The following is a 25,437-nucleotide window of genomic DNA, read 5'->3' as shown; positions in this document are numbered from 1 at the left end:
CCGCCCGCTACATCATCAAGACAGGGATCGCGACGCCCCCTACTTCTGCGCGAAGGTCACGCCCTTCAGGCGGATCATGCCGTCCGGATAGGGCACGAAACCCTTGACCTTCCTGGCCAGCGCGAAGGGCCAGGGCTGGTAGTAGTTGTACACGCCCGGCAGCTCGTCCTGGATGATGGCCTGGGCCTGGTCGTAGATGGCGCGGCGCTTGGCCTCGTCCGGCACCGTGCGGGCCTCGTTGAGCAGCTTGTCGACTTCCGCGTTGCAGTAGTGACCGTCGTTCAGCGCGCCCTTGCAGGTGACGAAAGTGTGGATGTTGCCGTCCGGATCGACGCGGCCGGACCAGCCCAGCATCACCACCTGGAAATTGCCGCCGGCCGATTCCTTTTGCAGCGCGGCGTACTCGGTCGGGCGCAGCGACAGGTCGAAACCGGCCTCGGACGCCATGGCCTGCACCATCTCGGCCACCGACGAGGTGGTGGTGTTGTTGCCGAACATGACCTCGGCCTTCACGCGCTCGAAGCCCGCCTGCTTGAGCAGCGCGCGGGCCTTGGCCACGTCGCGCTGGGTCGGCGGGAACTTGTCGCTGTGATAGGGACTGGCGGGCGGGAACGGCTGCTGCGCCGGCTCGAAGATGCCGCCGCCGGCCACTTCGTTGATGGCGTTGCGGTCGATGGCGTACTGGAAGGCCTGGCGCACCAGCTTGTTCTTGAACGGATTGTCCTCGGCGCGCTTGCCGTTGGCCACGTTGAACATGAACTGCTGGAAGCCCAGGCCCGCCACCGGCGCGAAGGTCAGGCTGGCGTCGGTCTTGACCTGGGGCACGTCGGACGGGTTCAAGCGCTCGAGCAGGTCCAGGTCGCCGGCGCGCAGATTGGACAGGCGCACGGTGGTATCCGGGATCGGCAGGAAGGTCAGGCGCTTGAAGGCGTAGTCCTTGGCGTCGTAGTACTGGTCGAACTTGTCCAGCACGATGCGGTCGTTCTGGATGCGCTCGACGAACTTGTACGGGCCGGAGCAGATCGGCTTGCGGCCCACGGCGGCCACGTCGTCGCCGAAGGTCTTGGGCGACAGCATCATGCCGGCGCGGTCGGACAGCTGGGCCAGCAGCGTCGCGTCGGGCTGCTTGAGCGTCAGCACCAGCGTGGCGGCGTCCGGCGCCTCGACCTTGGCCACCGAGCCCAGCTCGCCCTTGCGCAGACTGTCCGGCAGGGACATGGCGCGGTCCAGGTTGGCCTTGGCGGCGGCGGCGTCGAACTTGCTGCCATCATGGAACAGCGCGTCCTCGCGCAGCTTGAAGGTCAGCGTCTTGTTGTCTTCGCTGAACGTCCACGAGGTGGCCAGCTGCGGCACGAAATGCAGCTTGGGATCGATGTCGATCAGCTTGTCGCACAGCGAGGTGAAGACGATGCGGCCCACATAGGTGCGGGCGCGGTGCGGATCCAGCACGTCCGGATCCTCCTGCAGGCCGATGCGCAGGTTCTGCGCGCTGGCGGCGCAGGCGCCCAGCGCCAGGAGGCCGGCGCCGAAGGTCAAGGCAAAGCGTTTCATCGTGGTATTTCCCCTTGTATGTGCAATGCGCCGGCCCGGTGTCCCCGGGTCCGGCTGACGGCCGTCAGAAGCCCACGGCCTGGCCGTCGCGGCGGCTGTCGCTGGCGGCCACGTAGCCCAGCTCGTTGTCGTTCTCGGACATGCGCCAGATGAACTGACCTGCGCCGAAGTCCATGTACGGATCCTGCACCGACTTCAAAGGATGCCCCAGGTCCTTCAGGCCGGTGACGGTGGCGCCGGCCATGTTGGTCTCGATGTCCAGCGTGAAATCGCGGTTGACCTTCCAGCGCGGCGCGCAGCAGGCGGCCTGCGGTTGCTGGTGGTAGTCGATCATGCGCACCACGGTCTGCAGGTGGCCTTGCGGCTGCATGTCGCCGCCCATCACGCCGAAGCTCATGACCGGCTTGCCGCCGCGCGTCAGGAAACCCGGGATGATGGTGTGGAACGGACGCTTGCCGCCTTCGACCACGTTGGCCGACTTCGGATCCATCGAGAAACCCACGCCACGGTTCTGCAGGCTGATGCCGGTGCCCGGCACCACCACGCCCGAACCGAAGCCCATGTAGTTGGACTGGATGAACGAGATCATCATGCCGTTCTCGTCGGCGGCGGTCAGGTAGACGGTGCCGCCGGCATGCGGACGGCCCGCCTCGAAATGCGTGGCGCGGTCCAGGCGGATCAGCTTGGCGCGGCTGTCCAGGTAGGCGTCCGACAGCATCTGCTCGGGCGTGACTTCCATCGAGCGCGGGTCGGCCACGTACTTGTACAGGTCGGCGAAGGCCAGCTTCATGGCTTCGATCTGCACGTGCTGCGACTGCACCGAATCCACCGGCATCGAGGCCATGTCGAAGCGCTCGACGATGCCCAGCGCGATCAGCGCGGCGATGCCCTGCCCGTTCGGCGGGATTTCGTGCAGCTCGTAGCCGCGATAGGACCGGGAAATCGGCTTGACCCATTCCGGCCGGTAGCCGCGCAGGTCTTCCAGCGTCATGGCGCCGCCGCATTCCTTGCTGAAGGCGGCGATGCGCTCGGCCAGCTCGCCTTCGTAGAAGTCGCGGCCCTTGGTCGCGGCGATGCGGCGCAGCGTGTAGGCGGCGTCGGGGAAGCGGAAATGCTCGCCCACCTTGGGCGCGCGGCCCTCGGGCATGAAGGCCTGGGCGTAGCCGGGCTGCGCGCTCAGCTCATTGGCGGCGGCGGCCCACTTGTGCGCCACCACCGGCGGCACGGCGTAGCCGCGCTCGGCGATCTCGATGGCCGGCTCGAACAGTTGCTCGAACGGCAGCTTGCCCAGCTTTTCATGCAGCGCGGCCCAGCCCGCCACCACGCCCGGCACCGTGACCGAGTCCCAGCCGCGCTTGGGCTGCACCGCCAGCCCATTCGGGCCGACGCCGTGCTTGCGCTTGAAGTATTCGACGTTCCAGGCGGCCGGGGCCACGCCGGAGGAATTCAGGCCATGCAGCTGCTGGCCGTCCCAGACGATGGCGAAACAGTCGCCGCCCAGGCCGCAGGAAACCGGCTCGACCAGCACGATGGCGGCCGCGGCGGCGATGGCCGCGTCCACGGCGTTGCCGCCCTTGAGCAGCATGCGCAATCCGGCCTGCGCCGCCAGCGGGTGCGAGGTGGACACCACGTTGCGGGCGAACAGCGGAATGCGGACGGAGGGATAGGGATTGCTCCAGTCGAAGGCTTTCATGTCTCGGGTCTCTGCGGATGGGATTCGTTATGTTGAACCGGATGACATTACTCTTGGGATTTGATTAAATCAATTTGATTTTTTGTTCTGTCATAAAAGAAAATTTTGTGAATCGATGACCCGCTTCTCCACGCCCTGTCGACACGCCGCGAGCCGCCAACACCCGCTCGCGCCATGGCGGCGGCAACACCGTATTAACCCTTAGAAGACGCCATGAGCACCATCCGTTTCCTGCGCACTTTCCTGGCGGTGGCGCATCACGGCTCCTTCTCCGAAGCAGCCGAGCAGGTCGCCCTCACCCAGGCCGCCGTCAGCTTCCAGATGCGCTCCCTGGAAACCGAGCTGGGCCGCGAGCTGTTCGACCGCAGCGGCCGGCTGGCCATCCTCAACGCCGCCGGCCGCGAACTGCTGCCCGAAGCCAGGCAGCTGCTGGACATGTACGACCGCCTGCGCCTGCCGCGCACCGCGCCGGGCGAGCTGGCCGGCTCGGTGTCGGTGGGCAGCATCGTGTCCTGCATGGGCACGCTGTCCAAGGTGGTGTCGGGCCTGAAGAAGGCGCATCCGAAGCTGGACGTGCGCGTGCTGTCGGGCAAGGCCAGCGAGCTGGCCGGCCGCGTCGAGGACGGCGACCTGGATGCCGCCTTCCTGGTCGAGGCCGGCCGCAAGATGGCCAGCACCCGCTGGACGCCGCTGTATGAAGAAGAGCTGGTGGTGATCGCCCCGCCCGGCGCGCCCGGCAAGGACGCGCGCCAGGTGCTGGCCAACAATCCATTCCTGCGTTTCGACCGCACCCAGCGCACGGGGCTGCAGATCGACCGCCTGCTGCGCCGCCTGGCCGTGCCGCTGAATGAATTCCTGGAATTGAACGCGATCGAGACCCTGATCGAGCTGGTGCGCCAGGAAGTCGGCGTGACGTTGCTGCCGCTGATCAATGGCTCGAACTGGCAACAGAGTCCGCAGTTGCGCATCCTGCCGCTGCCGGCCGACCTGGGGCCCTCGGCGCGCGCGATCGGCATGCTGGAACGGCGCGAGCATGCGCGCCAGGGCATCACCGCGGCGATCTGCGCGGCCTGCCACCCGGCCTTCGAGGCGGCGCAGATAGGCCGGATCTTCGTTCAGCGTGACGCTGAAGTCGTACCAGGCGTTGCTGTTGGCCAGCGGCCAGGCCTGTTCCACCTGCCCGCCCGCCGGCACGGTCAGCGTCCAGCGCTCGTGGTTCACGTAGTAGGCGTTGGGCGTGACCACGAAGGTGCACGGCGCGGCGCCATTGTTCATGAACTTGGCGTAGACATCGCCGTTGGCGATGTCGTAGCAGACGCGGATTTCGGCATCCAGCTGCGCCGTGCGCGCCAGGGCCAGGTCGCCGGCGAAATGCCGCAGGAAACCGTTGTGGCCCATCACCCACAGATCGTACTTGCCGCCGTCGACGGCGGCATCCCAGCGGCCCTCGAGCTGCTTGCCGGGTTCCACCGTATAGCGGCGCGGGATGCGGTCCAGATTCAACTTGTCATAGACATGGAACACCGAGGCCGGCACCGACATCTTGGGAAAGTCCGCCGTGTTGGCGAACACCAGGCCCACGGCGGAAGCACCCGCTTGCGCGCGGCAGCTGACGTGCTGCTCGTAGGGCAAGGCGCGCGAGTAGCGCACGCCGGTGCGCTGCTGCGGCTTGGCCTGCACGCTGGGATCGGGCACCGTGACCTGCGGCAGGGCCTGCTGGTCCGTGCGCAACTGATCGGCGCCGGCGCGCGTCAGCAGCTTCAGGTCCGGCAGCGTTTCATTGTTGGGCGTGACGAAGTTGAAGGCCGAGGTCAGGTCGCCCAGCACCGCGCGGCGCCACGGGCTGATGTTCTCTTCCTTGATCTTGAAGCGCGCTTCCAGGAAGCGCAGCACCGAGGTGTGGTCGAAGGACTGCGAGTTGACCCAGCCGCCGCGGCTCCAGGGCGAGACCACATACATCGGCACGCGCGGGCCCGGGCCATAGACGCGGTGATCGGCCGGGTCCTGCTGCGAGGGCCGGGTGTGACGATCCAGATCGGTAATGACCGTCGACGCGCCGGCCAGCGCGCCGCTGACGGCGCCGGCGGGCAGCGTGCCATCGGCGGTATCGAGCGAGGGCGCGGCGGGCGGCGGCACATGGTCGAAATAGCCGTCGTTCTCGTCGAAGTTGATCAACAGGACCGTCTTGCTCCAGACGTCCGGATTCGCGGTCAGCGCGTCCAGCGTCTCCTGGATGTACCAGGCGCCCTGCACCGGGCTCGACGGGCCAGGGTGCTCGGAGTAGTTGGCCGGCGCCACGATCCAGGACACCTGCGGCAGCGTGCCGTTGAGCGCATCGTCGCGCAGCGCCTTCAGGAAGCCGCCGTCCGGCATGGTGTTGGCCACGCCCTTGTACAGCGGATTGGCCGCGTCCACCGACGGCGACCACGGGGCGTTGGGATTGTTGCCCGCCAGTTCGTTGGCGCGGCGGAACTGCTTGAAGCCGGCCAGCGGGTTGTCGGTGAAGTTGTCCGGCAGGTTCTGGTAGACCTTCCAGGTCACGCCGTTTTCCTGCAGGCGCTCGGGATAGGTCTTCCAGCTCCAGCCGGTGCTGGACGCGCCCATGCTGTCCCACTGGTTGCGGGTCGACGGGCCGTTGCTCATCGCCAGCGGGTCATTGGTGCCGGTCCAGTGGAACAGGCGGTTGGTATTGGTGCCGCCATGCGTTGAACAGTGATAGGCATCGCACAGCGTGAAGGCTTCGGCCAGCGCGTACTGGAACTCCACCTCCTGCTGCTCGTAGTAGCCCATCGACTGGTTCTGCTTGTAGCGCGGCCATTGGTACATGCGGCCGCCGTCCCAGGCCTGCTGCGCGTCCATGTAGTCGTGCGGCGTGCCGGACACGCGCTGGGCATTGCCCTGCTTGCTGTCCAGGTGGTACGGCATGACCACGCGGGTGCCATTGTGCTGTTCCCAGACGCTGCGGTTCTGCGGCAGCGGGATGGTGATGCGGTCGCCGAAGCCGCGCACGCCCTTGTAGGTGCCGAAGTACATGTCGAACGAGCGGTTCTCCTGCATCAGGATGACCACGTGCTCGACGTCGTTGATGGTGCCGGTGCGGTTGTTCGCCGGAATCGCCAGCGCGCGCCGGATGGCCGGCGGGAACATCGACATGGCGGTCAGGCCCGCGGTCGAGGCGGCGGCGTTGCGCAGGAAGCGGCGCTTGCCGGCATGGACCAGGTCTTTATCGGACTTCACGGATTTCTTTCCTTTCGCGGTATTGGGCTGGGCGCGGCTCAGGGCGCGCAACGCAGTTCGGGCTTGGCCGGCGGCTGCGGCGTCACGGGCGGGTTGCCCGGATCGGCCTTGTCGTCGTCCTTGTCGCTGCCGCAGGCGGCCAGCGACACGCTCAGCGTCAGCGCCGCGCCCAGGCGCAGGGCATGGCGCAGGATCAGAGGGAGGTTCATGCTTTCTTTATCCTTGGAACATCAGGGGAACAGTTCGAACATCGACTTGCCGGACAGCGCCAGCGACTTGACCTCATCCTCGGTCAGCGCGCGCGACCAGAAGGCCAGGTCGTCGAAATACATGGTGTAGGGGCCCTTGGTGCCGGCGCAGCACACGCCGTACTTGCCGGTGCCGTCCTCGTTCAGCCCCAGGAAGGGACCGTAGCTGCCGGCGATCTGCGCGAAGTTGACCGCGCCCGTGGCGACCGAGCGCTTGGAAAAGCCCAGCTCGCTGTCATACACATAGGCGGTCATGGTCTTGGCCGGCTTGTCGATCACCATGGCGATATAGACGGGCTTGTTCGGCGTGAACTTCATGCCGGGACTCTGGACGTCAACGCGTGAGCCGCCGCCGGCCAGGTTGAAGCGCAGCTCCGGACCGGACCACTGGGCGATGGTGATGCCGGGGTTGCCGCCGGAGTTGTAGTCCTTGTTGCCCAGGATCGAGCGGTCGTTGGCGGTGCCATCGGACTGGTACCAGAAACCGATGGTGAAGACCTGCGTGGAGGTCAGCAGCCCGGCCGGGTATTGCCACTTGAACGCGCCCACGGGATCGCCGCTGCGCTCGTTCTGGAAGGTCTTGCCGAACACGCCCGGGCTCTTGAAGACCGGCGCCTGCACGCCGTCGAACGGCACGATGGAGCCGCCGCCAACCGCCTTGTCGGCGAGATCGCCCTCGAACGGGAAGTACATGGTCAGGCCGGTGCGCAGCGAGGCCAGCAGCTGCGGCGGCTTGACGTACACCACCGTGGCGCGCAGCGCGCTGGTCACGCCGCCCAGGGTGATGCCGTAATTGAGCACATGCGTGCCTTCCTCGGTGAAGGTGAAGCCGCTGTCCTCGTACTGCGTCGCCGTGGCGGGCAGCGTCGCGATCTTGGCGCCGTCGCGGGTGATCGTGATTTCGCCAGAGGCATCGCCCAGGCGCACCCAGCTCAGCGCCACGCGCTTGTTGTCCATGGACGTGCGCACCGATGTGCGACGCACCGAAGCGGCGCCCGACAGGGTCGAACCCGCCAGGTCGTTCTTGTCAGCGGCGGGCAAGGCGCCCAGGTAGCCCAGCACCGTGGGCGCGACATCCGCCGCGCTCGGCAGGTCGTACCAGCCCGAGTCCCAGCGACCGTCATAGGAGGCATCGTCGGCGCGGCCGCCCAGCATGGCGATGTTCATCGCCAGCGGCACGGTCTTGTTCTGCGACACCGGCGTGCTGTCGACGGCGCCCGGCCGGCCCGAGCCGCCCAGGCCATAGGCGCTGGTGGCGACCAGCAGCCAGTTTTCCTTCGGGTTCTGCGCGCGGCGCTCGGCGATCTGCTTGAGCAGCGCCGCCACGGCCGCGTCGGTCTTGCGCAACTCGGCGTCGTAGCCGGCGCCGAAGCCGGACTCGGCCGCCACGCGCGCCGGCCCGCCGAACTGAGCCACGACCACGTCATAGCCTTCATTGATGCGGTCGCGCGCCTGCGAGGCGACACAGTCGTCGGCGCCGGCGCAGTCGCTCAGGCTCAGCAGGTTGCCGGCCTTGCCGTCGGCGGCGAACAGGCCCGCCACGTCCGTCGAATTGAACGCCGCCGCGCTGCGCAGCGCCGGCTTGGCCTGCTTCAGGCGCGCGAACAGCGTCGCGCTCTTGATGACCTGGCCCGCCGTGTCGGCGCGCACGCCATGCTGGTCGGCCCATTGGCCAGTCAGCAGCGTGGCCCAACCCGGCGCCGGCAGCGTGGGCTGCTGCGTCGGCGCGCCGTTCACGCCGCCGGTCCAGGCGCGCGACAGCGTCAGCTGGGCCAGGCCCGGCAGCGACTTGTCGGCCACGCCGCGATGCCAGGCGTCATAGGTCGCGCCATCGACGCCGACGAACAGCACCTTGGTGGCCGCGACCGGATCGGGCTTGGTCGGCGGCGGCGCGACGGGCGCGGCCTCGTCATCGCCATTGTCTCCGCCGCAGGCGGCAAGCGATCCCAGCATCGCTAGCGCGACGCTCCATCGCTTCCAGTTCTTCAATTGCATGGTTCTTTCCCTTGTGACAGCACACTGATGTGATGGCCGACATGGTGCGGCCCCAAGGTGAAAGGTCAGTTAAGGGTAAGGAAGATTCGCTGATCGACGGATCAGGATTTTTTGCTTCAAGCCTCGAAGATCCCAAGCGCGCCGCTGTCGTTCACGGCCAGGACGCGGCCCTGTCATCAAGACCCGCTATAGTCGCGCGCATCGCCACACGCTCGCGCCTTGCCGCGCCGCACCCGCCATGCTGTCCTTGCGCCCCGCCCTGCCCTCCGCTCCTTCCCTGCTGCGCGTGCTCGCCATGCTGGCCGCCGCCGGCGGCATCGGCCTGTGGGGCGCGACGCTGTTCGCGCCGCGTCCCGCCGCCATGCCGCCCGCGCTGGCCCCCGCCGCGCCACGCGCGCCTGACAATGGCCCGGTGGCGCTGTGGTTCGGCAAGGACGAGGCGCTGCGCACGCAGATCAGCGTGCTGGGCGTGATCGCCGGCAATGACGGCGCGGCCGTGCTCAGCGTGGACGGCGGCCCGCCGTCGGCCTGGCGGCTGGGCGACGAGATCGCGCCCGGCATCGCGCTGCGCGGCATCGAGGCCGGCGCCGTGATCGTCGAGCAAGGCGGGCGCAGCAGCCGCCTGCCCGCGCCCCTCATGCCGCCAGCGCCCGCCGCGATCACGCCGGCGCGCTGACCACATATTGCTGTCATATTTCATGTCCACAATTCCCGTCTTCGAATTCAGACCGGAGTTGTAAAGTGCGTCAGTCAGCGCGCGGGCTAGCCCGCCAGCGGGGGTTCACCCTGATCGAGATCATGGTGGTCATCGTCATCATGGGCATCCTGGCGGCCCTGATCGTGCCCCGCGTGCTGGACCGGCCCGATCAGGCCCGGCAGGTCGCCGCGCGCCAGGACATCGCCGGCATCATGCAGGCGCTCAAGCTCTACCGGCTCGACAACGGCCGCTATCCGACCACGACCCAGGGCCTGCGCGCGCTGGTCGAGAAACCCGAGGGCGCGGCCAACTGGCGCGGCTATCTGGACAAGCTGCCCAACGATCCCTGGGGCCATCCCTATCAATACCTGAGCCCCGGCGTGAAGGGCGACATCGACGTGTTCTCGTTCGGCGCCGACAACAAGCCGGGCGGAGAAGGCGGCGATGCCGACATCGGCTCCTGGGAACTCTGAGCGCGGCTTCACGCTCGTCGAGGTGCTGGTCGCGCTGGTGATCGTCGCCATCGCCGCCAGCCTGGTCAGCCTGTCCGTGGGCCGGGGCGACAACCGGCTGCGCGCCGATGCCCAGCGCCTGGCCGACGCCTTCGCGGTGGCCCAGGGCGAGGCCCGCAGCGACGGCCGCCCCATCCGCTGGCTGGCCGACGCTCAGGGCTGGTCCTTCGAGCGGCCCGGCCGCGCCGACGAGCCGGCCGCGTCCACGCATGCCGCCGCGCCCGCCGACAGACTGGAACGCGATCCGATCCTGCGCCCGGCGCGCTGGAGCGCCGGGTCCGTGGACATCCGGCTCGATCCGTCCCGGCCGCTGGTCTTCAACACCGAGTGGGTCGCCGATCCGCTCGTCCTGCATCTGCGCGCGGGCGAAGCCAGCGTGACGCTGCTGCGCGACGCCGCCGGCCGCTATGAAGTCCGCTGACGATGCCGCACGCTGACATGCGCCGCGCGCCTCAGACGGGCCGCACGCGCCTGCGCCGCCAGCGCGGCCTGACCCTGATCGAGGTGCTGGTGGCGCTGGCCATCATCGCGGTCGCGCTGGCCGCCGCGCTGCGCGCCACCGGCCTGATGGCGGCCAACAACCGCGCCTTGCAGGACAAGGCGCTGGCCCTGATCGCCGCGCAGAACGCGCTGGTGCAGCTGCGGCTGGAACAGACCCTGCCCGCGGCCGGCTCGCGCACCCAACCCTGTCCGCAAGGCGGACTGCGGCTGGAGTGCGAGCTGGTCTTCACCAATTCCATGAACCGCAGCTTCCGCCAGGTCTCCGTGCGCGTGCGCGACGCGGATGCGCCGCGCGGCGGCGCGCTGGCGCAGCTGGACGGGCTGCTGTCGAGCCTGCGATGAGAGCGCCCCCCGCCCGCCGCGCCCAGCGCGGCTTCACGCTGATCGAAGTGCTGGTCGCGCTGGCGCTGATGGCGCTGGTCAGCCTGATCTCATGGCGCGGCCTGGCCAGCGTCTCCAGCGCGCGCGACTGGATCGAATCGCAGGCCGAGGACACCGACGCCATCGTGCGCAGCCTGGGCCAGCTGGGCCGCGACGTGGAGCTGTCCTACGACGGCCCGATGTTCGATCCCGTCGGCGGCGACGCGGTCGCGCTGTCGGCCGGCGTGCGCCTGCTGCGCCCGCCCAGCGGCGGCGTCGTGCTGGAGATCCTGCGCCCGCATCCGGACAGCCCCGGCCTGTGGCAGCGCGTGCACTGGCGCGTGCGTCCCGACGGCCTGTGGCGTGCCAGCGGCGCCGCGTCCGCGCGCGGCCCGCTGCCGCCGGTCGGCGACGGCGCGCTGTTGCTGCCCGGCGTCAGGGGCATGACGCTGCGCGTCTGGATTCCCGGCACCGGCTGGGCCGAGGCCGCCCGCGCCGCGTCGGCCACCGCCGCGACCGGCCTCGAAGTCACCGTGCAGCGCGGCGACGCGCAGGCCCCGCAACGCTATTCGCGCGTGATGGAGCTGCCATGACCTGCCCCATTTCTCGCCCGATTTCTCGCCCCATCCCCGCCTCGCCCCGGCGCGATCAGCGTGGCGCCGCCGTGATCAGCGCGCTCATCATCGTCGCCATCGTGGCGGCGCTGACCACCAGCCTGTTCCAGCGCCAGACCGCCAGCGTGCGCCGGCTGGAGAACGAGCAGTCGCGCCTGCAGGCCCGCATGCTGCTGGCCGGCGGCATCGACTGGGCGCGGCTGGTGGTGCGCGACCACGGCAAGCGCGAGGCGGTCACGCGCAAGGACCAGATCTGGGCCACCCCCATCCTGGACACGCGCATCGAGCGTCCCGGCGACGAGCGCGTGGCCGTGTTCTCCGGCGGGCTGGAGGACGAACAGGGCAAGTACAACCTGTACAACCTGGCGCGCGCCGGCGTGCCGCAGCCTGCCGAGGAACAGGTGCTGCTGCGGCTGCTGGGCCTGCTGCGCCTGCCGGACACGCTGGCGCCGCGCATCATCGACATCGTGGCCATGGGCCAGCCGCCGGCGCAGCCCGCCGAAGCGCCGCCCTCCGCAGCGCAGCCGCCCGCCCGCGCGCCGCTGCCGCGCGGCGTGCAGGAACTGGGCGCCGCGCTGGGCCTGGATCCCGCCGTGCGCGACGAACTGCAACGCACCATGACGCTGCTGCCCGCCAACACGCAGGTCAACGTCAACACCGCCCCGCCCGAAGTCATTGCCGCGTTGGCGCCTGGCCTGTCGATCAGCCAGGCCCGCGCCATCGCCGGCGAGCGCGACCGGGGCAACGCCTTCAACAATAGCGGCGACTTCGCCAACCGCCTGGCGGGGGCCGGCTTCAAGGGCACGCCGCCCGCCGTCGTCACGGCCAGCGGCTGGTTCATGGCGCGCGGCGTGGTGGTCTACGAACGCGCCCGCCTCACGGCGCAGGCGCTGCTGCGCGCGACGCCCGGCGCGGCGCCCGCGACCGTCTGGATGAGAGAAGACAATTGAAGAACACCTTACGCATCGCCCTTCCCCCCTTGGCCACGCTGGGCGCGGACACGCCGCTGCCCTATGCCTGGTTCGACCGGCGCGGCCGTTGCGCGCGGCAGGGCGAGCTGGCGCTGCGCGCGCTCGGCCAGGCCTATGCGCAGCCGGCCTGCGAGGCGGTGCTGCATCCCGAGGACGTGATCGCGTCCTCGCTGCAGATCCCCGCACTGCCCAAGGCGCGCCAGGCCGCCGCCGTGCGCAGCGTGCTGGAACCCATGATCCTGGGCGACATGGACGACCTGGCCATCGGCCACGGCCCGCGCGCGGCCGATGGCAGCGTGGCGCTGGCCTGGACGCCGCGCGAGCCGCTGCGGCGCGCCTGGGCGCTGCTGGGCGAACATGGGCTGCGCGTGCGCGCGCTGATCGCGCCACAGACGCTGGCACCCGTGGCCGACGCGCCGCTGCGCGAACCCGGCGATCCGCGCTGGCAGGCTGCCGCGCCATCCTGGTCGCTGGCCACGCCGCAATGGGCGCCGACCCGCGTCTCGCGCTGGCGTCCGGTGTGGCGCTGGACCGCGATCGCCTGCGCGATCTGGCTGGGCGGCCTGAACCTGTATGCCGCGCAGTTGCGCGGCGAAGCCCGCTCATTGCAGACACAGATGCGCGAACAAGTGCAGAAGGCCTACCCCAGGCTGCCCGTGGTGCTGGATGCCGCGCGCCAGGCGCGCCAGGAGCTGGACGCGCTGCTCGCCAGACAGGGTTCGTCGTCGGCCGGCGACTTCCTGCCGCTGGCGCGCGCCACGGCCCAGGCCATGCCCTTCGCCGCCGACCGCGTCGCGCGCCTGTCCTACGCCGACCACGCCCTCACGCTGACCCTGGCCGATGCCGGCGAGCAGGCGCAGCGCGTGGCCGAAACGCCCGCACTGGTGCAACAAGCCGCCGCGCTGGGCCTGAAACTCGAACGCGGCGACAAGGACGCCACCTGGCGCATCACGCCCGCCCAACCATGAACCTGATCGACAAACTCCACGCTTCCTGGCGCGCCAGCCAGCAACGCTACGCCCCCGCCGTCCACCGCGCCCGCCAAGGCTGGCAGGCGCTGGCGCCGCGCGAACGCCGGCTGGTCCAGTGCGCCGGCGCCGTGCTGGGCGCCGCGCTGGTCTGGACGCTGCTGATCGAGCCGCCGTTGAAGACGCTGAATCAATACCGCGACGAACTGCCGAAGCTGCGCGCCCAGGCCGCGCAGGTGGCCGACCTGACCGCCCAGGCCGAGCTGCTGCGCCGCCGCGCCCCCGCCGCCTCCAGCGCCATGCCCGCCGCCGAGGAGCTGGCCGCCAGCCTGGCCCGCGCGGGCCTGTCGGCCGAGCAATGGAAGCTGGAGCCGGCCGAAGGCAAATCCCCCGCGCTGGTCCTGATCGTGCGTCAGGCGCCGTCGTCGGTGCTGATGAACTGGCTCGACGGCGCCAGCCGCGACTGGGGCCTGACGGTGGCTGGCGCGGAACTGGAGCGCGCCGCCAATCCCCATGGCCGTCCGCTGCCGGGCCTGGTCAACGGCCGCGTCACGCTCGCGCCCGCCGCCGGGCAGGCATCCTGATGGCCTTGCCCCGCCCGTCCCGGCGCGGCCTCCTCCTGGCCCTGGCCTGTTCCGTCGCCGCGCTGCTGGCGGCGCTGGCCGCGCTGCCCGCCCGCTGGCTGCTGCTGGCCGCGCCGCAAGGCGGCATCGTCAGCCTGGCCGACGCCAGCGGCACCGTCTGGAACGGCAGCGCCTGGATCGCGCTGGGCCCGCCCGGCGCGCGCCGCGTGCTGCCGCAGGCCCTGCAATGGCAATGGCATTGGCGCACGCTGGAAATGGAACTGCGCCATCCCTGGCTGCAAGGCCCGCTGCGGCTGAGCCCCGGCTGGACCGGCGCCACGCTGTCGGCGCAGTCGCTGCGCGCGCCGGCCGCCGCGCTGTCGGCGCTGGGCGCGCCCTGGAACACGCTGGCGCCGCAAGGCACGCTGGAACTCAAGTGGCAGACGCTGCCGCTGGGCGGCCGCCTGCCCGCCGGGCCATTGGCCGAACTGCGCTGGCGCGACGCCGCCACCGCGCTGGCGCCGGTCAATCCGGTGGGCAGCTACGTGTTGCGCCTGCAAGGCGATGGCAAGTCCGGCGGCGCGCTGGCCTTGAGCACGGAAAGCGGCTTGCTGGACGTCAGCGGCCAGGGCAGCCTGAGCCCGCGCGGCGCGAAGTTCCAGGGGCGCGCGACCTATGCCGCCAAGGCGGACGTGGCCGAACGCGCGGCGCTGGACGGCCTGCTGTCCGCGCTGGGACGACGGTCGGAGGATGTGGTGACGTTCGGGACGGGCGGTTGAACGGCCCGGCCGGATAGCCTGTCACGGCCCTGCAACGTCGTGGCCCAGCTCACGGGCCGCGCGTTCGAACCAACCAAGGACCGAACGCCAGTGCTCGTCTCCATAGAGGCGCCGGAACCGGGCGGTCTCCACGCTGCCGCCATCGCGCCACGCGGCAATACGCTCCGACACATAAGCCTGGCTCAGGGCCAGACCGCAGTCGACGACGATGCAATGCCGCCACTGTTCAAACGTCTGGGGAATCATCGCTGCTTGCTCCCGGTATCTGCCCCGATCATTTTTGATATGTTATAACATTAATAATACAAACGAATGCCCGCCTGGCCGACGGCCCGGGACACACATTTCATGAAGCCCTCCTGTAGCCCGTTTTCCCTGACCCGAACAAAAAGGAGCCCCTCATGAAAGTGCTGTCCTCGCTGAAAGATGCCAAGACCCGCCACCGCGACTGCCAGGTCGTGCGCCGTCGCGGCCGGATCTACGTCATCTGCAAATCCAATCCACGCTTCAAGGCCCGCCAGGGCGGCGCCAGGAACCGGAACGCCTGATGCGTGACCTGGACGTGGCCATCGTCGGCGCCGGCGCGGCCGGCATCGGCATGGCGCTGGCGCTGCAAAAGGTGCCGGGACTGAACTTCGGCGTGTTCGAGGCCGGCAGGATCGGCGAGTCGTTCCGGCGCTGGCCCGCGCAAACGCGCTTCATCACGCCATCCTTTCACAGCAATCCCTTCGGGCTGGCGGACCTGAACGCCGTCAACGAACCGAGTTCGCCCGCGATCCACAGCGGCGCCGAGCACCCGAGCGGCGCCCAGTACGCCGACTATCTGGCCTTCGTCGCCCAGGGGCATGCGCTGCCTGTCGCCAGCTATTGCAAGATCGCGGCCGTCCACCCCGTTCCGGGCGGCGGCTTCCTGCTCGATACGCCGAAGGGCACGCTGCGGGCCGGCTTCCTGATCTGGGCAACCGGCGAATTCCAGTTTCCCGATCTGACGCCCTTTCCCGGCGCCGCATGGTGCCCGCACTATGCGCTGGTGGCCGATTGGAACCACTTCGATGCCCACCGCTACACCGTGATCGGCGGCTATGAAAGCGGCGTGGACGCGGCCATCAACCTGGCCAGGCTGGGTCGCGAGGTCCGGCTGCTGGTCCGCAAATCCACATGGGATCAACAGGCCTCTCACGATCCCAGCCTGTCGCTGTCGCCCTACAGCCGGCAGCGGCTCTACGACGCGGCCGACAGCGGCCGGCTGGAGATCGTCTTTGGCGTCGATGTGATCGGCGTGACGCGGCACGAGAAAGGCGGCTTCCGCATCCACGCGGGCGATGGCCGCTACTGGGATGAGCGACAGGCGCCGATACTGGGCACCGGCTTCGCCAAGGGCGGCGGCGCGCGGCAGATCGCGGGCCTGTGGGCCTGGGACGACGATGGCCGGGTGCTGCTGACGGAAGCCGACGAATCCACCATCACGCCCGGCCTGTTCCTGGTCGGCCCGCAAGTGCGGCACGACCGGCGCATCTATTGCTTCATCTACAAGTTCCGCCAGCGCTTCGCCATGATCGCGCAGGGCATCGCCCAATGCCTGGACAAGGACATCGGCGCGCTGCAATCCCCCGGCGGCGCCTGGGGCCCCTTCGGCAATAGCGAATGCTGCGAGGGCTGCGAATGCTGATGGCGTACGCGCGCCTGCTGCGTTCGGGATGGATTTCGCTGCTGCTGGCCGGCGCCATTCTCGCCGGCGCGCTCGTCGGCCATGCCTGGCCCGAGGCCGGCGCCGCCCTGGGCGACCAGGTCGATCGCACGCTGCTCGCCCTGGTGGGCCTGCTCTTTTTCGGCGCGCGCTTCGACGCCCTGGCGCGCCTGCGGGGCTACGCAAGGGGCATGGCGCTGATCGTGGGGACCAACTACCTGCTTGTCCCCGCCATCGGGCACATCATCGCGTCCGTCGCGCTGCCGTCCCAGCCGCTGTTCATGACCGGGCTGATGATCTACTTCATGGCGCCCTGCACCGACTGGTTCCTCGGCTTCACGCGGCTGGCCCACGGCAATGTGGCGCTGGGCGCGGCGCTGATCCCCGTCAACATCGTCATGCAGCTGCTGCTGTACCCCGTCTTTCTACAACTCTACACGCACAGCGCGGCCGAGGTGGGCGCCGGCGTCATGGCCGACACGCTGCTGCACTGGTTCCTCGTCCCCCTCGCCGTGGCGGTGCTGGCGCATCTCGGCCTGCGCCGGCTGCTCGGCCAGGCGCGCCTCGGACTCCTGCTTGCCTGCGCGGACCGCCTGACGCCCTGGCTGATCGCGGCGCTGGTCATGCAGATCTTCGCCGCCCATGTCGCGGTCATCCTGGAGCATCGCGACCTGTTCACCTGGATCTTGCTGGCCGTTTTCCTGTTCTTCGTCCTGACGTATTTCCTGGGCGAAGGCATCAGCCGGCTGGCGCGCCTGCCCTATCCCGACCACGCCTTGCTCACGATGAGCATCGCCGCCCGCAACGCCCCGCTGATGCTGGCGGTGACCATCGCCGCCCTGCCCGGCCAGCCTTTGATCTACGCCGCGCTCATCATCGGCATGCTGGTGGAGTTTCCGCATCTGACTTTGCTCAGGCGCCTGCTGCTCGGCCGGCATGCCCGAGGTGTCCCATTGATCCCGGCTCCGCCCGACAGAGCGACTCACGCTCGCAGTTCAACGCCATAGCTCACGCTCATCTCGGTCTTGCCCGACGGCGTGAGCGCCGGCCGCGCCTCGCCCGCCTGCGCGAATCCCGCCCGCACCAGCACGCGCTCGGACGCGGGATTCTCGCGTACAGTGCGCGCGCGCAAGCGCTTCAGGCCCAGGCCGCGCGCCAATTCCATCGCCAGCGCCAGGGCCCGCCCCGACGCCTGCCGTCCACGATGCTGCGGCGCGATCCAATAGCCGACCTCGGCGTCCTCGGCGCTGACGTCGAAGATCACCAGGCTGCCCAGGAACGCCTCCGATGCCGCGTCGGCGATGGTCAGCACCGCCAGCGTTCCCTCGCGCAGACCGTCCGCGATCACGCCGTCGATCAGATCGCGCACGAGCTCCGGCGTGTATTGCTTCAGGGGAAGATGGGCGTAGCGCTGCACCAGCTCGTCATCCGTGCCCGCGGCATATGCCGGCGCATCCTCGACAGACATGGGGCGGATGCTGACCCTGCCGTCCGAGACGGGCAAGGCCGCGAGAAAGTCACAGGTCGCGCCGGCGCCGCCGCGCGTGTCGTCCAATCCAGCCATCGATGCTCCAGGCGTTGTTTCAACTGCCCCGGACTATACCTGCTCCGGCTGCGGGGCCAGCCGCCGCGCCGCGCATGTCCGCGCGCCACCACTCGTCCCTGAACCTGCCCTTCAGCCACGCGACCAGTTCCCGCACCTTGGCCGGCACCATGCGCGGCGACGGATACACCGCGTGGATCTCCTGGCCGGGCAGGCGCCAGTCCTCCAGCAGCGGCAGGATGGCGCCCCGGCGCAGGTCTTCGTCGGCCACATAGCGCGGCAGCACGGCGATGCCGAAACCGTCGCGGGCGGCGTCCAACAGCACGGACAGGTTGTTCGAGCGCAGCCGTTCCCTCACCGGAATGGCCAGGGTCTGCGCGCCGCCGCCGGCGAAATGCCAGATGGCGTCGCCCTGCGCGGTGCTGTAGACCAGCGCCTCGTGATCGGCCAGCGCCTCGGGCCGGGCGGGCGCGCCGCGCCGTTCCAGGTAAGCGGCCGACGCGACCACGACCCAGGGGCTGTTGCCCAGGTAGGTCGCGCCCAGCGAGGAATCGGCCAGCCGGCCCATGCGCACCGCCACGTCCACGCCCTGCTCGACCAGATTGACGTAGCGGTCGTCGAAGCTCAGGTCCACCGTCAGCAGCGCATGGTCGCGCATGAAGTCCAGCACCATCGGCGCCAGCACGCGACGGCCGAAGGCGACCGAGGTGCTGATGCGCAGCGTTCCTTGAACCTGCGACTGCGTCAGCGCGGCCACGGAGCGGGCTTCCTCGTCGTGGTGCACGATGAGCTTGCATTTCTCGTAGTAGCGGATGCCGACGTCGGTGGGCGACACGCCATGCGTGGACCGATGCAGCAGGCGCGCGCCGAGTTCCTGCTCCATGCGGGCGACCTGCTTGGTCGCCGCGGGCTGGCCGATGCCCAGCTCGAGCGCCGCGCGGCTGAAGGAGCCCAGGTCCACCACCCGGGTGAACAGGCGTAGCGCTTTGATCCGATCCATGTCGCGATTAGAGTCCGAGTCGCCTTCGATCCGGTATTCCACCATGGAATATGCGTCATTCGCCATACCCGTCTTCCGTCGCCGGGCCCGACTTGGGACCATCTGTCCCACCCCTAGTCGGCACCGCAGGAGATGCGCATGGCCAAGATGAGGGCGGCAATGGCCGCCGTGCTGGTTCTCGAGAAGGAAAACGTCACGCAGGCGTTCGGCGTGCCGGGCGCCGCCATCAACCCGTTCTACGCGGCCTTGCGCGAGCGGCAGAGCATCGCCCACGTGCTGGCGCGCCACGTCGAGGGCGCCTCGCACATGGCCGAGGGCTATACCCGCGCCCAGGCCGGCAATATCGGCGTGTGCATCGGCACCTCGGGGCCGGCCGGCACCGACATGATCACGGGACTGTACTCGGCCAGCGCCGACAGCATCCCCATCCTGTGCATCACCGGCCAGGCCCCGCGCGCCCGCCTGTACAAGGAGGACTTCCAGGCGGTGGACATCGAGTCCATCGCCAAGCCGGTGACCAAGTGGGCGGTCACCGTGCGCGAGCCGGCGCTGGTGCCGCGCGTGCTGCAGCAGGCCTTTCACCTGATGCGCTCGGGCCGCCCCGGCCCGGTGCTGGTGGACCTGCCCTTCGACGTGCAGATGGCCGAGATCGATTTCGATATCGACACCTACGAACCCTTGCCGGTGTACCAGCCCCGCGCCACGCGCAAGCAGGTCGAGAAGGCGCTGGACATGCTGGCCGCGTCCGACCGCCCCCTGATCGTGGCCGGCGGCGGCGTCATCAACGCCGACGCGTCCGCGCTGCTGGTGGAGCTGGCCGAGCTGACCGGCGTGCCGGTCATCCCCACGCTGATGGGTTGGGGCGCGATACCCGACGACCATCCGCTGATGGCCGGCATGTGCGGCCTGCAGACCAGCCACCGCTACGGAAACGCCACGCTGCTGGCCAGCGATTTCGTGCTGGGCCTGGGCAACCGCTGGGCCAACCGCCACACCGGTTCCGTCGAGACCTATGTGCGCGGCAGGAAGTTCGTGCACGTGGACATCGAACCCACGCAGATCGGGCGCGTCTTCAACCCGGACCTGGGCATCGTGTCGGACGCCGGGGCGGCGCTGGCGCTGTTCATCGAGGTGGCGCGCGAGCGCAAGGCCGCCGGCCGGCTGCGCGACTACACGGAGTGGGCGGCGCGCTGCGCCGAGCGCAAGCGGCTGATGCGGCGCCGGACGGATTTCGACAACGTGCCGATCAAGCCGCAGCGCGTCTACGAGGAAATGAACGCGGCGTTCGGCCGCGACACGATCTATGTGTCCACCATCGGCCTGTCGCAGATCGCCGGGGCGCAGTTCCTGCACGTCTACGGCCCGCGCCGCTGGATCAACTGCGGCCAGGCCGGTCCGCTGGGCTGGACCGTGCCGGCCGCGCTGGGCGTGGTCGCGGCCGATCCGTCGCGGATGGTGGTGGGCCTGTCCGGCGACTATGACTTCCAGTTCATGATCGAAGAGCTGGCGGTGGGCGCGCAGTTCAACCTGCCCTACGTGCAGGTGCTGGTGAACAACAGCTACCTGGGCCTGATCCGCCAGGCGCAGCGCGGCTTCGACATGGACTACTGCGTGCAGCTGGCCTTCGAGAACCAGAACGTATCGGACCCCGCGCTGCAGGGCTACGGCGTGGACCACGTGCAGGTGATCCAGGGCCTGGGCTGCAAGGCGATCCGCGTCACCGACCCGGGCAAGCTGCGGGCCTCGCTGCTGGAGGCGCAGGCGCTGGCGCGCAAGCACCGCGTGCCCGTGGTGGTGGAAGTGATCCTGGAACGGGTCACCAATATCGCCATGGGCACCGAGATCGACAACATCATCGAGTTCGAGGACATCGACTGCCGCCATCCCGAAGGCGCCAAGGGCCTGGCCGAGGCCGGCCTGCTGGCCTAGCGCCGTCCGGTCGCGGCCTGCCTCCAAGGACGGCCGCATTCCGTTTCCCGCCATCTTGCTTCAGTGAGAGTTCCATGCCCCGCTATGCCGCGAACCTGACCATGCTGTACACCGAAGTCCCCTTCCTGGACCGCTACGCCCTCGCCGCCGAGGACGGCTTCGAGGCCGTCGAGTTCCTGTTCCCCTACGCCTGGCCCGCCTCGGAGATCCGCCGCCGCCTCGACGACTACGGTCTTGAGCTGGTCCTGCACAACCTGCCGGCCGGCGACTGGGACGCCGGCGAGCGCGGCATCGCCTGCCACCCGGACCGGGTCGAGGAATTCCGCGCCGGCGTCGACCGCGCCATCGAGTACGCCCAGGCGCTGGGCGTGAAGCAGCTGAACTGCCTGGCCGGCAAGGCGCCCGCCGGCGTCGAGGACGCGCGCCTGCGCGCCACCTTCATCGACAACCTGCGCCATGCCGCCGGCGCCCTGAAACAGGCGGGCCTGAACCTGCTGATCGAGCCGATCAACACCCTGGACATTCCCGGCTTCTACCTGAACCGCACGGCCCAGGCCGCCGCCATCCTGGCCGAGACCGGCGCGGACAACGCCTTCCTGCAGTACGACATCTATCACGCGCAGCGCATGGAGGGCGAGCTGGCGGCCACGCTGCGCCAGTACTTCCCGCTGATCCGCCACGTGCAGCTGGCCGACAACCCGGGCCGCAACGAACCCGGCACCGGCGAGATCAACTATCCCTATCTGCTCGCCCTGCTGGACCGGCTCGGCTACGCCGGCTGGGTCGGCTGCGAATACAAGCCCGCCACCACCACGGCCGCCGGCCTGGGCTGGCGGCAAGCGCTGGCGCGGTGACGCCCGCCCGGCTCCGCCTTCACAACAACACGCGTTTTCCCTTCCGCAGGAGACAAGCAATGACTGCATCGCCGCTCAAGATCGGTTTCGTCGGCCTGGGCATCATGGGCGCGCCCATGGCCGGGCACCTGGCCCGCGCCGGCCACCCGCTCTACGTGCACACGCTGGGCAAGATGCCCGGCGAGATCGCCGAGACCACCGCCGTGCCCTGCCTGAACGGGCGCGACGTGGCCGAGCGCTCGGACATCGTCTTCATCATGGTGCCGGACACGCCCGACGTGGAGTCCGCGCTGTTCGCGCAGCACGGCATCGCCGCCGGCCTGGCCGAGGGCAAGACCGTGGTCGACATGAGCTCGATCTCGCCGATCGCCACCAAGCGCTTTGCCGAGAAGATCCGCGCGCTGGGCTGCGACTACCTGGACGCGCCGGTCTCGGGCGGCGAGGTTGGCGCCCGCAACGCCACGCTGTCCATCATGGCCGGCGGCGACGAGGCGGTCTTCGCGCGCGTGAAACCGCTGTTCGAGCTGATGGGCAAGAACATCACCTTGGTGGGCGGCAACGGCGACGGCCAGACCGCCAAGGTGGCCAACCAGATCATCGTGGCCCTGAACATCCAGGCGGTGGCCGAGGCGCTGCTGTTCGCGGCGCGCGCCGGCGCCGACCCGGCGCGCGTGCGCCAGGCGCTGATGGGCGGCTTCGCGTCCAGCAAGATCCTGGAAGTGCACGGCGAGCGCATGATCAAGCGCAGCTTCGACCCGGGCTTTCGCATCGAGCTGCACCAGAAGGACCTGAACCTGGCGCTGTCCAGCGCCCGCGCGCTGGGCGTGTCGCTGCCCAACACCGCCACGGCCCAGGAAATGTTCAACGCCTGCGCCGCGCACGGCGGCAAGGCCTGGGATCATTCGGCGCTGGTGCGCGCGCTGGAGCAGCTGGCCAATTTCGAGATCGGCCAGCAGGCCTGAGCCATGCACAGCCCCGACGCCCTGCTGCGCCGCATGTTCGACGCCATGGTCGCCTCCGCCCAGCCGGAGCGCTGCGTGGCCGCGCACCTGCCCGCGCCGGACACGCTGCGCGGCGGCCGCGTCATCGTCATCGGCGCCGGCAAGGCCTCGGCGGCGATGGCCCAGGCGGTCGAATCCCGCTGGGACGGGCCCCTGACGGGCCTGGTGGTCACGCGCCACGGCTATGCGGCGCCCTGCGCGCGCATCGAGATCGTCGAGGCCGCCCATCCGGTGCCCGACGAGGCCGGGCTGCGCGCCGCCCGCCGCATGCTGGACCTGGTGAGCGGCTTGCGCCCGCAAGACACCGTGCTGTGCCTGATCTCGGGCGGCGGCTCGGCCCTGCTGCCGCTGCCGCTGGACGGCCTGACGCTGCGGGACAAGCAGGCCGTCAACCGGGCGCTGCTGGCCAGCGGCGCGACCATCAGCGAAATGAACTGCGTGCGGCGCCACCTGTCCGCGATCAAGGGCGGCCGGCTGGCGGCGGCCTGCCATCCGGCGCGGGTCATCACCCTATTGATGTCCGATGTGCCGGGCGACCGGCCGCTGGACATCGCATCCGGCCCCACCTGCGCCGATCCCACCACCTGCGCCGACGCGCTGGACATCGCGCAGCGCTACGGCATCGCCCTGCCCGAGGCCGCGCTGGACGCGCTGCGCTCGGGCCGCGCCGAGTCCGTCAAACCCGGCGATCCGCGCCTGGCGCGCGCCGAGATCCGCATGGTGGCCACGCCGCAGATGGCGCTGGAGGCGGCCGCCGCCGTGGCGCGCCAGGCCGGCTATGACGCCCACATCCTCGGCGACGCTCTGGAAGGCGAGGCGCGCGACGTCGGCAAGGTGCTGGCCGGCATCGCGCTGCAGGCCGCCGAGCGCGAACAGCCATTCCGCCCGCCCTGCGTGCTGCTGTCGGGCGGCGAAACCACCGTGACCGTGCGCGGCCAGGGCAGCGGCGGACGCAATGTCGAATGCCTGCTGTCGCTGGCGCTGGCGCTGCGCGGCCATCCGCGCATACACGCCCTGATGGCCGACACGGACGGCGTGGACGGCGCCGAGGACATCGCCGGCGCCCGCATCGGCCCGCAGACGCTGGCGCGCGCCTGGGCGCTGGGCATCAAGCCCGCGCAGTCCCTGGCCGACAACGACGGCCACGGTTTCTTCAAGGCGCTGGGCGCCTCGATCGTGACCGGCGCCACGCGCACCAACGTCAATGATTTCCGCGCCATCCTCATCGACGCCAAGCCCGGCGACCCCTGGCCCGACGCCGCGCAAGCCCCCGCCCCCGCTTTCACACAGAGAACCTGAGCCATGTCCCTACGCCGCAATCGCCGCGCCAAGATCGTCGCCACGCTGGGTCCGGCCAGCAGCGACCGCGATACCCTCCGCAGCCTGTTCCATGCCGGCGTGGACGTGTTCCGGCTGAACTTCAGCCACGGCAGCGCCGAGGATCACGCGGTCCGCATGGCCATCCTGCGCGAGATCGAGGCCGAGACCGGCCGCCCCATCGGCGTGATGGCCGACCTGCAAGGCCCCAAGCTGCGCGTGGGCGCCTTCGCGCAGGGGCCGGTGCAATTGCAGCCCGGCCAGCGCTTCCGCCTGGACCTGGACCCGCGCCCCGGCAACGCCGAGCGCGTCTGCCTGCCCCACCCCGAGATCTTCGCCGCGCTGGCGCCCGGCGCCGAGCTGCTGCTGGACGACGGCCGCCTGCGCCTGCGCGTCGACGCCTGCGACGCGGCCAGCGCGGACACCCAGGTGCTGGTGGGCGGACGACTGTCCGAACGCAAGGGCGTCAACGTGCCGGGCGTGGTGTTGCCGATCTCCGCGCTCACGCCCAAGGACCTGCGCGACCTGGACACGGCGCTGGCGCTGGGCGCCGACTGGATCGCGCTGTCCTTCGTGCAGCGGCCCGAGGACATCATCGAGGCCCGCGAACGGATCGGCGACCGCGCCCGCATCATCGCCAAGCTGGAGAAGCCCTCGGCGGTCGAGCGGCTGGACGAGATCATCGCCCAGGCCGACGCGCTGATGGTGGCGCGCGGCGACCTGGGCGTGGAACTGCCGGCCGAACAGGTGCCCGCGATCCAGAAGCGCGCCGTGCGCGGCTGCCGCCGCGCCGGCAAGCCGGTGATCGTGGCCACGCAGATGCTGGAATCCATGATCGAAAGCCCCGTGCCCACGCGCGCCGAGGCCTCCGACGTGGCCACCGCCATCTACGACGGCGCGGACGCCGTCATGCTGTCGGCCGAATCCGCCACCGGCAAGCACCCGCAGGCCGCGGTCGCGATGATGAGCCGCATCATCGAGGGCACCGAGGCCGATCCGCAGTACCGCCAGCTGATCGACGCCTCGCATTCCCCCGCCGTGCCGGGCCAGTCGGACACGGCCCAGGCCGTGTGCTGCGCGATGCGCCACGCCGCCGCGCTGCTCAAGGCGGCCGCGATCGTCTGCTTCACCAGTTCCGGCGCCACCAGCCTGCGGGCGGCGCGCGAACGGCCCGAGGCGCCGGTGCTCAGCCTCACGCCCAGCCTGGCGGCCGCGCGGCGGCTGACGCTGGTGTGGGGCGTGCATTCCGTGCATGTGGACGACGTGGCCGACATCGCGCAGTCCACCCGCCTGGCCTGCGCCGTCGCGACGCAGGAGCGCTTCTGCAGCGCAGGACAGACGCTGGCGATCATCGCCGGCATGCCTTTCGGCAAGGCCGGCACCACCAATCTGCTGCGCATCGCCACCGCTTGAAAAA

At 69.9% G+C, this 25,437-nt stretch carries 24 protein-coding genes and 2 pseudogenes; 18 read left to right on the top strand and 8 right to left on the bottom strand.

Annotated elements, in window-relative coordinates; translation table 11 throughout:
- Window positions 1-39 precede the first annotated feature (39 nt).
- The gene (locus AC6LJ5_RS14725; RefSeq protein WP_498140845.1) at window positions 40-1,551 is read right to left on the bottom strand and encodes an ABC transporter substrate-binding protein; all 1,512 of its coding nucleotides are present in this window, start codon (window positions 1,549-1,551) and stop codon (window positions 40-42) included.
- Between the two features lie 64 nt (window positions 1,552-1,615).
- Window positions 1,616-3,244: a gamma-glutamyltransferase gene (gene ggt, locus AC6LJ5_RS14720; RefSeq protein ID WP_103273972.1), complete on the bottom strand. Its 1,629-nt coding sequence runs from the start codon at window positions 3,242-3,244 to the stop codon at window positions 1,616-1,618.
- A 213-nt stretch (window positions 3,245-3,457) separates the two neighbouring features.
- Between ggt and AC6LJ5_RS14715 the strand changes: the two are divergent.
- Window positions 3,458-4,330, top strand: a pseudogene (locus AC6LJ5_RS14715) (LysR family transcriptional regulator); the annotation flags it as partial.
- On the opposite strand, the pseudogene AC6LJ5_RS14710 reads toward AC6LJ5_RS14715, so the two are convergent.
- From AC6LJ5_RS14710 to AC6LJ5_RS14700, 3 genes and pseudogenes are all read right to left on the bottom strand, one after another.
- A pseudogene (locus tag AC6LJ5_RS14710) lies at window positions 4,283-6,481 on the bottom strand (phosphocholine-specific phospholipase C); the annotation flags it as partial. The pseudogenes AC6LJ5_RS14715 and AC6LJ5_RS14710 overlap by 48 nt on opposite strands.
- Before the next feature lie 38 nt (window positions 6,482-6,519).
- Window positions 6,520-6,690, bottom strand: coding sequence for a hypothetical protein (locus AC6LJ5_RS14705; RefSeq protein ID WP_199770843.1), 171 nt, complete (start codon window positions 6,688-6,690; stop codon window positions 6,520-6,522).
- A gap of 21 nt (window positions 6,691-6,711) precedes the next feature.
- Complete coding sequence (locus AC6LJ5_RS14700; protein ID WP_103273969.1) at window positions 6,712-8,724, bottom strand: LamG-like jellyroll fold domain-containing protein; 2,013 nt, start codon at window positions 8,722-8,724, stop codon at window positions 6,712-6,714.
- 238 nt (window positions 8,725-8,962) lie between these two features.
- Here AC6LJ5_RS14700 and AC6LJ5_RS14695 point away from each other — a divergent pair, with 238 nt between their 5' ends.
- From AC6LJ5_RS14695 to gspN, 9 genes are all read left to right on the top strand, one after another.
- Window positions 8,963-9,400, top strand: a complete 438-nt coding sequence (locus AC6LJ5_RS14695) for a general secretion pathway protein GspC (RefSeq protein ID WP_103273968.1) — start codon at window positions 8,963-8,965, stop codon at window positions 9,398-9,400.
- A gap of 65 nt (window positions 9,401-9,465) precedes the next feature.
- A complete protein-coding gene (gene gspG / locus AC6LJ5_RS14690) occupies window positions 9,466-9,894 on the top strand; it encodes a type II secretion system major pseudopilin GspG (RefSeq protein ID WP_103273967.1) in 429 nt (142 codons plus the stop codon).
- Window positions 9,866-10,354: a GspH/FimT family pseudopilin gene (locus AC6LJ5_RS14685; protein WP_103273966.1), complete on the top strand. Its 489-nt coding sequence runs from the start codon at window positions 9,866-9,868 to the stop codon at window positions 10,352-10,354. The genes gspG and AC6LJ5_RS14685 overlap by 29 nt, the downstream gene beginning before the upstream one ends.
- Window positions 10,355-10,356: 2 nt before the next feature.
- Window positions 10,357-10,776, top strand: a complete 420-nt coding sequence (gene gspI, locus AC6LJ5_RS14680; protein WP_498140844.1) for a type II secretion system minor pseudopilin GspI — start codon at window positions 10,357-10,359, stop codon at window positions 10,774-10,776.
- Window positions 10,773-11,387 carry a PulJ/GspJ family protein gene (locus AC6LJ5_RS14675; protein ID WP_498140843.1) on the top strand — a complete coding sequence of 205 codons (615 nt, stop codon included), beginning with the start codon at window positions 10,773-10,775 and terminating at the stop codon, window positions 11,385-11,387. Before gspI ends, AC6LJ5_RS14675 begins: the two co-directional genes overlap by 4 nt.
- A complete protein-coding gene (gene gspK, locus AC6LJ5_RS14670) occupies window positions 11,384-12,358 on the top strand; it encodes a type II secretion system minor pseudopilin GspK (protein WP_498140842.1) in 975 nt (324 codons plus the stop codon). The genes AC6LJ5_RS14675 and gspK overlap by 4 nt, the downstream gene beginning before the upstream one ends.
- Window positions 12,355-13,347 (top strand): type II secretion system protein GspL, encoded by a 993-nt coding sequence (gspL, locus tag AC6LJ5_RS14665; protein ID WP_498140841.1) that lies wholly within the window; start codon window positions 12,355-12,357, stop codon window positions 13,345-13,347. The genes gspK and gspL overlap by 4 nt, the downstream gene beginning before the upstream one ends.
- The gene (locus AC6LJ5_RS14660; protein ID WP_498140840.1) at window positions 13,344-13,931 is read left to right on the top strand and encodes a type II secretion system protein M; all 588 of its coding nucleotides are present in this window, start codon (window positions 13,344-13,346) and stop codon (window positions 13,929-13,931) included. The genes gspL and AC6LJ5_RS14660 overlap by 4 nt, the downstream gene beginning before the upstream one ends.
- The gene (gspN, locus tag AC6LJ5_RS14655; RefSeq protein ID WP_498140839.1) at window positions 13,931-14,689 is read left to right on the top strand and encodes a type II secretion system protein N; all 759 of its coding nucleotides are present in this window, start codon (window positions 13,931-13,933) and stop codon (window positions 14,687-14,689) included. Before AC6LJ5_RS14660 ends, gspN begins: the two co-directional genes overlap by 1 nt.
- Before the next feature lie 21 nt (window positions 14,690-14,710).
- Here gspN and AC6LJ5_RS14650 read toward each other — a convergent pair whose 3' ends face one another.
- Window positions 14,711-14,935 carry a hypothetical protein gene (locus AC6LJ5_RS14650; RefSeq protein WP_498140838.1) on the bottom strand — a complete coding sequence of 75 codons (225 nt, stop codon included), beginning with the start codon at window positions 14,933-14,935 and terminating at the stop codon, window positions 14,711-14,713.
- Between the two features lie 155 nt (window positions 14,936-15,090).
- On the opposite strand from AC6LJ5_RS14650, the gene ykgO reads away from it, so the two are divergent.
- From ykgO to AC6LJ5_RS14635, 3 genes are read left to right on the top strand one after another with little or no spacing between them, the layout of a single operon-like run.
- The gene (gene ykgO / locus AC6LJ5_RS14645; protein ID WP_212320407.1) at window positions 15,091-15,237 is read left to right on the top strand and encodes a type B 50S ribosomal protein L36; all 147 of its coding nucleotides are present in this window, start codon (window positions 15,091-15,093) and stop codon (window positions 15,235-15,237) included.
- Window positions 15,237-16,358 carry an NAD(P)/FAD-dependent oxidoreductase gene (locus AC6LJ5_RS14640; protein WP_498140837.1) on the top strand — a complete coding sequence of 374 codons (1,122 nt, stop codon included), beginning with the start codon at window positions 15,237-15,239 and terminating at the stop codon, window positions 16,356-16,358. The genes ykgO and AC6LJ5_RS14640 overlap by 1 nt, the downstream gene beginning before the upstream one ends.
- Window positions 16,352-17,383: an arsenic resistance protein gene (locus AC6LJ5_RS14635; protein ID WP_498140836.1), complete on the top strand. Its 1,032-nt coding sequence runs from the start codon at window positions 16,352-16,354 to the stop codon at window positions 17,381-17,383. The genes AC6LJ5_RS14640 and AC6LJ5_RS14635 overlap by 7 nt, the downstream gene beginning before the upstream one ends.
- Here AC6LJ5_RS14635 and AC6LJ5_RS14630 read toward each other — a convergent pair.
- A complete protein-coding gene (locus tag AC6LJ5_RS14630) occupies window positions 17,359-17,940 on the bottom strand; it encodes a GNAT family N-acetyltransferase (protein ID WP_498140835.1) in 582 nt (193 codons plus the stop codon). The two genes, AC6LJ5_RS14635 and AC6LJ5_RS14630, sit on opposite strands and share 25 nt — an antisense overlap.
- A gap of 19 nt (window positions 17,941-17,959) precedes the next feature.
- Complete coding sequence (locus tag AC6LJ5_RS14625) at window positions 17,960-18,919, bottom strand: LysR family transcriptional regulator (RefSeq protein WP_498140849.1); 960 nt, start codon at window positions 18,917-18,919, stop codon at window positions 17,960-17,962.
- Between the two features lie 138 nt (window positions 18,920-19,057).
- Between AC6LJ5_RS14625 and gcl the strand changes: the two genes are divergently transcribed.
- The 5 genes from gcl to pyk all read left to right on the top strand — a co-directional run bounded on the left by gcl (window position 19,058) and on the right by pyk (window position 25,433).
- Window positions 19,058-20,848, top strand: a complete 1,791-nt coding sequence (gene gcl, locus AC6LJ5_RS14620; protein WP_498140834.1) for a glyoxylate carboligase — start codon at window positions 19,058-19,060, stop codon at window positions 20,846-20,848.
- 74 nt (window positions 20,849-20,922) lie between these two features.
- A complete protein-coding gene (gene hyi / locus AC6LJ5_RS14615) occupies window positions 20,923-21,702 on the top strand; it encodes a hydroxypyruvate isomerase (protein ID WP_498140833.1) in 780 nt (259 codons plus the stop codon).
- 59 nt (window positions 21,703-21,761) lie between these two features.
- Window positions 21,762-22,664, top strand: a complete 903-nt coding sequence (glxR, locus tag AC6LJ5_RS14610; RefSeq protein ID WP_498140832.1) for a 2-hydroxy-3-oxopropionate reductase — start codon at window positions 21,762-21,764, stop codon at window positions 22,662-22,664.
- Window positions 22,665-22,667: 3 nt separating this feature from the next.
- Complete coding sequence (locus AC6LJ5_RS14605) at window positions 22,668-24,002, top strand: glycerate kinase type-2 family protein (protein WP_498140831.1); 1,335 nt, start codon at window positions 22,668-22,670, stop codon at window positions 24,000-24,002.
- A 3-nt stretch (window positions 24,003-24,005) separates the two neighbouring features.
- Window positions 24,006-25,433 carry a pyruvate kinase gene (pyk, locus tag AC6LJ5_RS14600; RefSeq protein WP_498140830.1) on the top strand — a complete coding sequence of 476 codons (1,428 nt, stop codon included), beginning with the start codon at window positions 24,006-24,008 and terminating at the stop codon, window positions 25,431-25,433.
- Window positions 25,434-25,437: the final 4 nt, after the last annotated feature.

The organism is Achromobacter sp. 1011791174, assembly GCF_059760925.1.
Note: the sequence above shows the minus strand (reverse complement) of the source record. Positions and strands in the feature narration are given on the sequence as shown.